The 10,041-nt window shown below is 68.3% G+C and carries 9 protein-coding genes; 2 read left to right on the top strand and 7 right to left on the bottom strand.

The window, feature by feature from the left end:
- Positions 1-65 precede the first annotated feature (65 nt).
- Genes A9K58_RS13875 through pilG form a run of 4 tightly spaced genes read right to left on the bottom strand, consistent with a single transcriptional unit; the run spans position 66 to position 3,456 of the window.
- Positions 66-2,102 (bottom strand): methyl-accepting chemotaxis protein, encoded by a 2,037-nt coding sequence (locus A9K58_RS13875; protein WP_065199888.1) that lies wholly within the window; start codon positions 2,100-2,102, stop codon positions 66-68.
- Positions 2,103-2,143: 41 nt separating this feature from the next.
- Positions 2,144-2,674 (bottom strand): chemotaxis protein CheW, encoded by a 531-nt coding sequence (locus A9K58_RS13870; RefSeq protein WP_010482705.1) that lies wholly within the window; start codon positions 2,672-2,674, stop codon positions 2,144-2,146.
- Positions 2,674-3,036: a response regulator gene (locus A9K58_RS13865; RefSeq protein ID WP_065199887.1), complete on the bottom strand. Its 363-nt coding sequence runs from the start codon at positions 3,034-3,036 to the stop codon at positions 2,674-2,676. Before A9K58_RS13865 ends, A9K58_RS13870 begins: the two co-directional genes overlap by 1 nt.
- 18 nt (positions 3,037-3,054) lie before the next feature.
- Positions 3,055-3,456, bottom strand: coding sequence for a twitching motility response regulator PilG (gene pilG / locus A9K58_RS13860; protein WP_005418455.1), 402 nt, complete (start codon positions 3,454-3,456; stop codon positions 3,055-3,057).
- A gap of 239 nt (positions 3,457-3,695) precedes the next feature.
- On the opposite strand from pilG, the gene gshB reads away from it, so the two are divergent.
- Positions 3,696-4,643, top strand: a complete 948-nt coding sequence (gene gshB / locus A9K58_RS13855; protein ID WP_065199886.1) for a glutathione synthase — start codon at positions 3,696-3,698, stop codon at positions 4,641-4,643.
- A complete protein-coding gene (locus tag A9K58_RS13850; protein ID WP_065199885.1) occupies positions 4,643-5,527 on the top strand; it encodes an energy transducer TonB in 885 nt (294 codons plus the stop codon). The genes gshB and A9K58_RS13850 overlap by 1 nt, the downstream gene beginning before the upstream one ends.
- 590 nt (positions 5,528-6,117) lie before the next feature.
- Here A9K58_RS13850 and tsaB read toward each other — a convergent pair.
- The 3 genes from tsaB to A9K58_RS13835 form a co-directional block, all read right to left on the bottom strand.
- Positions 6,118-6,831, bottom strand: a complete 714-nt coding sequence (gene tsaB / locus A9K58_RS13845; protein WP_065199884.1) for a tRNA (adenosine(37)-N6)-threonylcarbamoyltransferase complex dimerization subunit type 1 TsaB — start codon at positions 6,829-6,831, stop codon at positions 6,118-6,120.
- Positions 6,832-6,840: 9 nt separating this feature from the next.
- Positions 6,841-8,886 (bottom strand): DNA repair helicase YoaA, encoded by a 2,046-nt coding sequence (locus A9K58_RS13840; RefSeq protein ID WP_065199883.1) that lies wholly within the window; start codon positions 8,884-8,886, stop codon positions 6,841-6,843.
- 633 nt (positions 8,887-9,519) lie between these two features.
- Positions 9,520-10,041, bottom strand: coding sequence for a tetratricopeptide repeat protein (locus A9K58_RS13835; RefSeq protein WP_065199986.1), 522 nt, complete (start codon positions 10,039-10,041; stop codon positions 9,520-9,522).

The following is a 10,041-nucleotide window of genomic DNA, read 5'->3' as shown; positions in this document are numbered from 1 at the left end:
CGGGTTCTGGCGTGGGAAATGGAAATGCTTCATCGACTGGTTCCTTGCTCGCCGCCGTGCCCGTGTCACGCCGGCAGCTTGAAGTCGGCGACCGAACGACGCAGGTCGGCCGCCAGCTGCGCGAGGTGCCCGATCGATTCGGCGGTCTGCCCGGCGCCCTGCGAGGTCTGGCCGGTGATCTGCCGGATCACGCCCATGGTGCGGGTGATGTCCGAGGCGGCGGCCGACTGCTGCTGGGCAGCGATGGAAATGTTCTTGATGAGGGTGTTCAGCGCATTGGACACACGTTCGATCTCGGTCAGCGCGGTGCCGGCATCCTCGGCCAGGCGTGCGCCGGACACCACTTCGGCGGTGGTCTGTTCCATCGACGTAACCGCTTCATTGGTGTCGGCCTGGATCGCCTGCACCAGGTTCTCGATACGCCGGGTCGCACCCGAGGTGCGTTCTGCCAGGCGCTGCACTTCGTCGGCCACGACCGCGAATCCGCGGCCCGCTTCACCGGCCGAGGCCGCCTGCACGGCGGCGTTCAACGCCAGGATGTTGGTCTGCTCGGAAATGTCGTTGATCAGTTCCACGATCGAGCCGATCTCCTGCGATGACTCGCCCAGGCGCTTGATGCGCTTGGACGTTTCCTGGATCTGGTCGCGGATCTGGTCCATGCCCTGGATGGTCTCGCGCACCACGCCGGCACCTTCGGCGGCGATCACCACCGAGCGCTGTGCCACATCGGCCGACTCTGCCGAGTTGCGCGACACCTGCTCGATGCTCGCCGCGATTTCGCCGATGCGGTCCGATGCCGAGGTGATCTGGTTGGCCTGGTGGCCGGCTGCCTCTGCCAGCTGCATGGCGGTGGCCTGGGTTTCCTGGGTGGACAGCGCGACCTTGGCCGAGGTGTCGTTGATGGTGGTGACCAGGTGGCGCAGCTCGTCGACCGCGTAGTTGATCGCGTCGGCGATCGCGCCGGTCATGTCCTCGGTCACCGAGGCCTTCACCGTCAGGTCGCCCTCACCGAGCGAGGAGATTTCGTCCAGCAGGCGCATGATCGCCTGCTGGTTGCGGCTGTTGAATTCCACCTGGGTCTGGTATCGCAGTTCCTGCTCGCGCGAGCGGCTGCGCACGTTGGTGGAGACGAAGCCGATGATGGCGATCAGCGACAGCGCGCCAGACACCACGCCGATCCAGAAATTCGGGAACAGGCGGGTGTCGGACACCGAGCCGAACGAGGAGAACGCATCAAACAGCTTGCGGCTGTCGTCCAGCATGTGCGCCGAGCCCTGGCCCAGCGCGGTGGCGGCCGACTGCGCCGCGAACAGCTGGCGCGAGCTGGCCAGGATCGCGTCGGCGTCCTGCTTCATCGCTTCCCACTTCTGCTGCGACTGCTCCAGCGCGGCCACGGCGGCGGCACCGCGCACGGCGGTGATGCCCAGTTCCTCGTTGCCATTGCGCAGGCCGTCGAGCACCTGCGAGAACACGGTGATGTCGCGTGCCAGCGCATCGCCGGAGGTCGCCGCGGCGCTGCCACCGGCACGCATTTCGGTCACGCGACGCGCCATCGAACCGGCAACCACCACCTGCTGCAGGGCGCTGTATACCTGCGACGACGGCGCACCGGATGCGGACATCGCGCGCACCAGCTCGTTCAGCTGGGCCTGCAGGCCCGGCACCGCGCCGGTGAAGTTGTTGGCATTGCCGGCCAGGGCCAGCACGGCCGGCTCGCTGGCCACCAGCTGGCCCGCCTGCTTGCCCAGTGGCGCCCAGGTTTCACCCAGCGTGGCGATCGCACCGGAGACACCGGGCTCCTTGCCATAACGTCCCTGCAGCGTCGACACATTCTGTTCGATGGCGTTGCGGGTGGACTTGAACGCGGTGAACGCCTGCGCGTTGCCGCCGACCGCGTCACGCCCCTGGTTGGCCAGCTGCTGCGACAGCACCTGCAGGTCGGCGGCCTTGGAGCCGGCGTCTGCGAGGCGGCTGCCCTGCCAGGTGGCGACGCCGGTGTTGACGCCGAACAGGATCATCGATGCCAGCAGCAGGGCCAGCCAGAGGTTGCTGCCACCCAGCCGCAGCTTGCCGTTCTTGGTGGCGTCCGAAGCAGTACTCATCGTTCAACCTCGATCTTCAATGCAGGGGGCGAGGCCGGGCGTCAGGCCGCGGCTTGCCGGAATTCAGGGGTGCGCGACAGCAGCGAGAGCGAGAACACGCCCCAGTCATGGCCGTCGGCATGGAAGGCACGGTCAACGAAATGGCCGTAACGACCCTCGGCCAGCGTGCCGGCTTCGATCTGCTGGTCCAGCTCGAAGCTGCGCTGGCCGAACAGTTCATCGATCGTCAACGCCACGTCGCCGCCAGCCTGGCGCATGATCAGCACGCGCTGGCCTTCCTGCTGCACGGTGCGAGTGCCTTCCAGGAAGTACTTCAGGTCGACCACGGGGAACAGGTTGCCGCGCAGGTTGCCCACACCGAGCAGCCACGGCTGCGCGCAGGGCACCGGAGTCACCGGCGGCATCGGCACGATTTCCACGACTTCGCGGAAATCGGACACCAGCCGGCGCTGGCCGACGCGGTAGCCCACGCCACGCCACAGGTCCTGGGCGAACTGGCGTTCGGGCAACTGCACCGCATGGGCCAGGCTGCGCCGTTCGTAGGCTTCAAGGATGTCGAAGGGCGAGCGCATCAGGCCACCAGTTCGTTGATCCGCGCGATCAGTTCATCCTCGCGCGGCGGCTTGACGATGTAATCGGCCGCGCCCTGGCGCAGGCCCCAGGCCTTGTCGGTTTCCATCGCCTTGGTGCTGACGATGATCACCGGGATGTGCTTGATCGCCGCGTCACGGGCCATCGCCCGGGTCGCCTGGAAACCGCTCATGCCGGGCAGGACCACGTCCATCAGTACCAGCTGCGGCTCCTGGTCGCGGACCAGTTGAAGGCCATCCTCGGCGTTGTCCGCTTCCAGCACCTCGTGGCCGGCACGGCGCAGCCACTGGGTGAACACCGCGCGGTCGGTCGGTGAATCCTCGATCAGGACGATACGAGCCATTGTGCCTTTCCCCCCTGGTCAGGCGTTGACGTATGTGCGGATGGCACCCAGCAGTTCTTCGCGCGTGAAAGGCTTGGTCAGGTACTGCTCCGAGCCGACGATGCGTCCCCGCGCCTTGTCGAACAACCCGTCCTTGGACGACAGCATGATCACCGGAGTCGCCTTGAACAGCTGGTTGCCCTTGATCAACGCACAGGTCTGGTAGCCGTCCAGGCGCGGCATCATGATGTCGACGAAGATGATCTGCGGCTGCTGGTCTGCGATCTTGGCGAGCGCCTCGAACCCGTCGGTCGCGGTCACCACCTCGCACCCCTCGCGCTTGAGCAGCGTCTCCGCTGTCCTGCGGATGGTCTTCGAGTCATCGATGACCATCACCCGGAGTCCTGCGAGCTCCCCGCCCGCAGTCGTGTTTTCAGTCATTGCCTATCCCCAAGCGCACGGCCCGATCTCTGGCGGGGCCGCTACGAAAGCGTATCTATATCGCACTTTCCGCGCCCGCTTCAAGGCCGGTCCGCGGCGCGGGGCGCGGCGCCCGCCTGAACGTGACGGGTTTCGCAATGACTGCGCGGCCACCGCACGGACGCTGCGTTGCAGTACGGCAGGGAGGCGCGCGGCCGGCGTTGCCGCTACCATCAACGCCTTGCCTGACAGGTGCGCCCATGCCGTTGAACGTCATCGTGGTGATGGACCCCATCGCCCACATCAAGATCGCCAAGGACACCACCTTCGCCATGCTGCTGGAAGCCCAGCGCCGCGGCCACGCCCTGCACTACGTGCGCCCGGGCGGCCTGGCCCTGGAAGGCGGCCTGGCGGTCGCCCAGACCGCGCCGCTGCGGGTACGCGACGATCCGGCCGGCTGGTACGAGCTGGGCGCATTCAGCCGTACCGTATTCGGCCCCGGCCAGATCGTGCTGATGCGCAAGGACCCCCCGGTCGACGCCGAGTACCTCTATGACACCCAGGTGCTGGACATGGCTGCGGCCGCCGGTGCCTGCGTGGTCAACAACCCGCAGGGCCTGCGTGACTACAACGAGAAGCTGGCAGCGCTGCTGTTCCCGCAGTGCTGCCCGCCCACCCTGGTCAGCCGTGACGCGAAGGCCCTGAAAGCCTTCGCGCTCGAGCACGGCCAGGCGGTGCTGAAGCCGCTGGATGGCATGGGCGGCCGCTCGATCTTCCGCAGCGGCCAGGGCGACCCGAACCTCAACGTGATCCTGGAAACCCTGACGGAAGGCGGCCGCAAGCTGGCGTTGGCCCAGAAGTTCATTCCCGACATCAGCGCAGGCGACAAGCGCATCCTCCTGGTGGATGGCGAACCGGTGGACTACTGCCTGGCGCGCATTCCGCAGGGCGACGAATTCCGAGGCAACCTGGCGGCTGGCGGCCGTGGCGAAGGCCGCCCGCTGAGCGAGCGGGACCGCTGGATCGCCGCCCAGGTCGGCCCGGAGATGAAGCGTCGCGGCATGCGCTTCGTCGGCCTCGACGTGATCGGTGATTACCTCACCGAAGTCAACGTGACCAGCCCGACCTGCGTGCGCGAACTGGATGCGCAGTTCGGCCTGAACATCGCCGGCACCCTCTTCGACGCCCTTGAGGCTGGCCTGCGCTGATGCCGCCCGCCCCTGCCGTCCTGCCCCCGCCGCCGCGCGAAGCACAGCGGCTGGGAGCGACCATCGCGCTGTCAGTGCTGGTCCATGCCCTGCTGATCCTGGGTGTGGGCTTCGCCGTGAAGGGCGATGCACCGCTGGTACCGACCCTGGAAGTAATCTTCAGCCAGACCCGCACCGCGCTGACGCCCAAGCAGGCCGATTTCCTTGCCGCCGCCAACCAGGAAGGCGGTGGCGAGCACGACCGCGCACAGCGACCACGCGACAACCAGGCTGGCATCGTGCCGCAGGCCCAGGCCGGGCTCAGCCCGGTTCCGCAGCAGCAGCAATCGGCCGCACCGGTTCCACCGCCGCAGGCACGGGTGGTCAGCAGCCGCAACGGCCAGGACAGGGTGGCGCAGGCGCAGTCCCGGCCGACACCGGAACAGCCCGAACCCGATGCACCGCTGAGCGCGCGCGAGCAGCGCGACGTGGAGATGGCACGGCTGGCCGCCGAAGTGCACCTGCGCTCGGCGCAGTACGCCAAGCGGCCGAACCGCAAGTTCGTGTCGGCCAGCACGCGCGAATATGCGTATGCCAACTATCTGCGGGCCTGGGTCGACCGCGCCGAGCGCGTCGGCAACCTGAACTACCCGGATGAGGCCCGGCAGCGCCGGCTCGGCGGCCAGGTAGTGATCAGCGTGGGCGTGCGCCGCGATGGCAGTGTGGAGAGCAGCCGGATCCTGCGCTCCAGCGGTACGCCCTTGCTGGATGAAGCGGCGCTGCGGGTGGTACGGCTGGCACAGCCATTCCCGCCGTTGCCGAAGACCGAGGACGAGATCGACATCCTGCAGGTCACGCGCACTTGGGTGTTCCTGCCGGGTGGCACCCTGCACGACGACCGGTAGGGGTTTGTTGCCCGGGCCTGCGGCCCGGGACCCGCTGGAAGCAAAGTCAAAGTCAAAGTCAACATCAACAGCAGCGGTCGGGATATTGGGTTTGGCGGGGCGGTATGGGCTTGCAGGACACGCCGTAAACCCGTCCCTGGGGGCTCGATGGCGCCTTGCTCGTGTGCGCTGTCCTGCGCACGCGGCAAGACCGGGGTTGGGCGTCCTGCCCAACCCGCCCGAGGCGTGCCTCGGGCCCATGGCGCCAACGGTCCTGCAAGCCCATACCGCCCCGCCTCTGACAGATCCCGACGCATCATTGCTGTTGGTAGGTGTCGACCTTGGTCGACACACATCCACGCTACGCGTGGATGCGAGCGAAGCGATCCGCTTTTGACTTTGATTTTCTTTTGATTTTCCGTGGCGGACGCACACGGAAACTGTCAGAGGCCGGGCGGGGTGGGTTCGCGGGGGTGTCCGCGGCATGGATGCCGCGGCCAAGCCCCCATGGACGGGTTCACGGCGTCCCCCGCGAACCGACCCCGCCCGGCCAAGCGCGGCTGTTGCAGTCGACTAACAGTCGACTCTACCGATCCCCCGCCACGAGGGGCTCAGCCGTTGGCCTTCGCCTTCGCCTCGCGCGCCGCCTGCTGCTCGACCAGGGTCAGTGCCACGTTGTCCCGCAGATAGGCCGGTTCGACCCTTTCCGGTGCAATGGCCTCACCGCGTGCGAACGCCGGCACCGCCAATGCCAGCACGTCCGATGCACGCGGCAGCGCTGTCGCATCGAATCCGCGAAGCCCACTGCCCAGCTGCGTGACAAGCGCGCCGTCGGCTGCACCGAACCCGGTGCCGACACCATAAGCCGACAATCCTTCCGGCAGCGCCACCGCCGCCGGCGCGCACACGCGCTCGGCATCACGCGCGATCGGCAGGCCCTCCACCCGCTCGAAGCGCGCGACGTACAGCTCGCCCATCCGCGCATCGATCGCCGACAGGACCTGCGTTTCCCCGGCCGGTGCCCGCAGCGCCAGCACCTGCAGCGTCGAGACCGGCAGCAGCGGACGGTCCAGCGCCAGGGCGATGCCCTGGGCAATGGCAATCGCCAGGCGCACGCCGGTGAACGCTCCTGGGCCGCGGCTGAGCGCGATGCCGTCGAGCTGGCGGCGACTGATGCCCGCCTCGTCCAGCAATGCCTCCGCCCATGGCAGGCTCAGTTCGGCGTGCCGGCGCGGAGCGATCTCGAAACGCTCCAGCACCTGCCCATCGACATGCAGGGCAACGGAACAGGCTTCGGTGGCGGTTTCAAAGGCGAGCAGTTTCATCGGATCAGGTCAGAACAGGGGGAACGTGGCGCCGGGTGCTGCCGCCGGGCCCGCCGCAGTGGCGGTCGGCTCGGCGTCATCGGCCACGGGCGCCCATTGTGGCGCAAAGAAGGCCTGCACATCGGCCAGGCTGCGGGTGCGCCGGAACGGCGGCAGCGACTCCAGGAAGACCCGGCCATAGCCCCGGTTGAGCAGGCGCGGGTCGCACAGCACCAGCACGCCACGGTCGCTTTCGCTGCGGATCAGGCGGCCGACCCCCTGCTTCAGTGCGATCACCGCCTGCGGCAGCTGCTCGTCGCGGAACGGGTTGCCGCCCTGGCCGCGGATCGCTTCCAACCGCGCCTCGTAGACCGGGTCATCCGGTGCTGCGAACGGCAGCTTGTCGATCATCACCACGCTCAGCGCTTCGCCGACCACGTCCACGCCTTCTCGGAAACTGGCCGAGCCCAGCAGCACGCCATTGCCCGATTCGCGGAAACGCTGCAACAGCGTCGCGCGCGGTGCCTCGCCCTGCACGAACAACGGCCACGGCCCGTCGCGCAGTGCCTCGGCGGCCTCACGCAATGCACGGTGCGAGGCGAACAACAGGAACGCCCTGCCCTGCGAGGCCTGCAGCACCGGCCACAGGGCCTGGATGAGGGCGGTTCCGAAGCCACGCGCGGCTGGATCGGGCAGGCTTTCGGGCAGATAGCACAGTGCCTGCTCGGGCCAGTTGAACGGGCTCGGTTGCACAAGCGTGTGCGGGTCATCCAGGCCCAGGCGGGTAGCGATGTGGTCAAAGCCACCGCCCACGGTCAGCGTGGCCGAGGTGAAGATCCACGCCGCGCGGCTGCGCTCGCGATGCTCGCGCAGTGGGCCGGACACGTCCATGGGCGTCCGCTGGCAGCGGAACCCCCGCGGCGTGAGCTCGTACCAGAGCACGTCGGTGGCGGCCGCCGCCTCCGAGGGGTCGGCATCGAAATCAAGCACCGGCGCCTCATCGCCCAGCCAGCGGCCGAGCCGTGACACCGCTTCGCGCGCCCGTGCGTGGCAGGCGTCCAGGCCGATCGCAGCTTCCCGCAGCGGTTGCAGCGACTGCTCCAGCGCCACCAGGCCGGCCATCACCGTGTCGAAGCCGTCGCGCACCTGTGGCATCGCCAACGCACGCCACTGCGTGCCGCGCGGCGGCAGCCCTTCCATGGCCGAGCGCAGCGCCAGCAGCGCCTGCTGCAGATGATCAACCGGCTCCTGCAGGGCCGACTGCGCGCCGCCGACGCCCCGCGCCTCCGCCAGGCAGTCGCGGCCCAGCTCCTGCCACGGGCGCATGCCGAAACCTTCGCCAAAAAACTGCGCTGCCAGCTCGGGCAGCTGGTGCGCCTCGTCGATCACGAACGCCTGAGCGCCCGGCAACAGTTCGCCGAAACCATCCTGTTTCAAGGCCAGATCGGCCAGCAGCAGGTGATGGTTCACCACCACTACGTCGGCGGCCTGTGCACGTTGCCGCGCACGCACCACGAAGCAGTCGTCCCAGAACGGGCAATCGGTACCCAGGCAATTGTCGACGGTGGAGGTCACCATCGGCAGCAACGGCGAATCATCGGCCAGGCCGTCAAGCTCAGCGATGTCGCCGGATTCCGAGCGACCTGACCAGGCCAGGATGCGCTGGAACTGCGCGGCCTGTTCGGGGCTGGAAAACCGCGGCTCGCCACGTGCCTGCTGCAGGCGATAACGGCACAGGTAGTTGGCGCGCCCCTTCAGCAGTGCACTACGCAAGCCGGTACCGAGTGCCTGGCGCACGCGCGGCAGGTCGCGGTGGTAGAGCTGGTCCTGCAGCGCACGGGTGCCGGTGGAGATGATGGTACGCAGCCCCGAGAGCAGCACCGGCACCAGATAGGCGAAGGTCTTGCCAGTGCCGGTACCGGCTTCGGCCAGCAGCAGGTCACGCTGCTGCAGCGCGTCGGCGATGGCTTCGGTCAGGCGCAGCTGGGCCGGACGCGGGACGAAGGCATCCAGGTGCGAAGCGAGCGCGCCGCCGTCGCTGAGGGCCTCGCGGCTGGCATGGACAAGGTCGGACATCAGGGGGAAAGGATACCCGGCCGGGCGCTGCCCGGCACCCGTTTCAAGCCGGAGCACAAGCAACAGCAACAGCGGTCATGGCTCTGGGTTGCACCGAGGGCTGGCAGGGGACTGTGGGTTTGCAGGGACGCCGTAAACCCGTCCCTGGGGGCTTGGCCGCGGCATCCATGCCGCGGACACCCCGCAAACCCACAGTTCCCTGCCTTCGACAATTTCCCGGCGACGGAGGGACACGCTTGGCAAAGTCGAGCTTGCTCGACTGGCAGCTCAAAAGCGGTAGGAGGAACGGGGAAAGAAGATGGACGACCGCGAGCGCGCGCAGCGTGCGACCCGCTTTTGATTTTTGATTTTGTTCTTGCCTGCGGCCCGCGCGATGCATGGCGGGCCGGGTGGGTGGGGCGTGCAGGACCGTTGGCGCCATGGGCCCGAGGCACGCCTCGGGCGGGTTGGGCAGGACGCCCAACCCCGGTCTTGCCGCGTGCGCAGGACAGCGCACACGAGCAAGGCGCCATCGAGCCCCCAAGGATGGGTTTACGGCGTGTCCTGCACGCCCCACCTCCCCGGCCCATCACCAGCATCCATCAGTGCGAGCGCGCGCCGCAGAGGGGGCAGCGCCCGATGGAGCGGAATACCTCAGTACCGCTTGATCCCCGGCACCGTGCAGCCCTCAATCTGCGCATGCGCCGACACCGCATTCTCCTTCTCGCCCCGCGCCAGGCGCGACTGTTCGATCGTCGCCCAGTGCCGACGGCACAGCGGTCCCGTCTTCGACCCCAGGTCGATCGCCTTGCGCGCGAACGTTTCCGCCTGCGCCCACTGGCCCAGCAGCAGTGCCACTTCGGCACGCTCCTGCAGCACAGCCGGGTCACCGGCCACGATCTGCAACGCCTGGTCCAGGCTGCTGGCCGCGGCGGCCAGATCGTTGGCCTGGCGCTGTGCCTGCGCGGCCACCCGCAGGTCTTCCACCTGCGGATCGCGCAGAGGCTGCACCGACAACTCCTTGTCGTCCGGGCCCGCTGCGGCGTCCACGGCCGCCAGGCGTTGCGCCGGCGTCGTGGTATCGACCGGCTTGACCACCGGCGGCGCACTGCTTACGCAGGCGACCAGGGCGACACTGAGGCCGGTCAGGGCCAGGGGACGCAACAGGAAATGCAT

The organism is Stenotrophomonas maltophilia (assembly GCF_001676385.1).
Classification (GTDB): Bacteria; Pseudomonadota; Gammaproteobacteria; order Xanthomonadales; family Xanthomonadaceae; genus Stenotrophomonas; species Stenotrophomonas maltophilia_J.
The sequence above is the reverse complement of the archived record's forward strand: the minus strand, read 5'-3'. Positions and strand labels throughout refer to the sequence as shown.

What these genes read in the sequence shown, in the direction of transcription:
- gshB (WP_065199886.1), top strand. Translation starts at nt 3,696, where the DNA reads ATGCCGTTGAACGTCATCGTGGTGATGGACCCCATCGCCCACATCAAG.
- A9K58_RS13850 (WP_065199885.1), top strand. Translation starts at nt 4,643, where the DNA reads ATGCCGCCCGCCCCTGCCGTCCTGCCCCCGCCGCCGCGCGAAGCACAG.
- A9K58_RS13840 (WP_065199883.1), bottom strand. Translation starts at nt 8,886, where the DNA reads ATGTCCGACCTTGTCCATGCCAGCCGCGAGGCCCTCAGCGACGGCGGC.
- tsaB (WP_065199884.1), bottom strand. Translation starts at nt 6,831, where the DNA reads ATGAAACTGCTCGCCTTTGAAACCGCCACCGAAGCCTGTTCCGTTGCC.
- A9K58_RS13875 (WP_065199888.1), bottom strand. Translation starts at nt 2,102, where the DNA reads ATGAGTACTGCTTCGGACGCCACCAAGAACGGCAAGCTGCGGCTGGGT.
- A9K58_RS13835 (WP_065199986.1), bottom strand. Translation starts at nt 10,041, where the DNA reads ATGCATTTCCTGTTGCGTCCCCTGGCCCTGACCGGCCTCAGTGTCGCC.
- A9K58_RS13865 (WP_065199887.1), bottom strand. Translation starts at nt 3,036, where the DNA reads ATGGCTCGTATCGTCCTGATCGAGGATTCACCGACCGACCGCGCGGTG.
- A9K58_RS13870 (WP_010482705.1), bottom strand. Translation starts at nt 2,674, where the DNA reads ATGCGCTCGCCCTTCGACATCCTTGAAGCCTACGAACGGCGCAGCCTG.
- pilG (WP_005418455.1), bottom strand. Translation starts at nt 3,456, where the DNA reads ATGACTGAAAACACGACTGCGGGCGGGGAGCTCGCAGGACTCCGGGTG.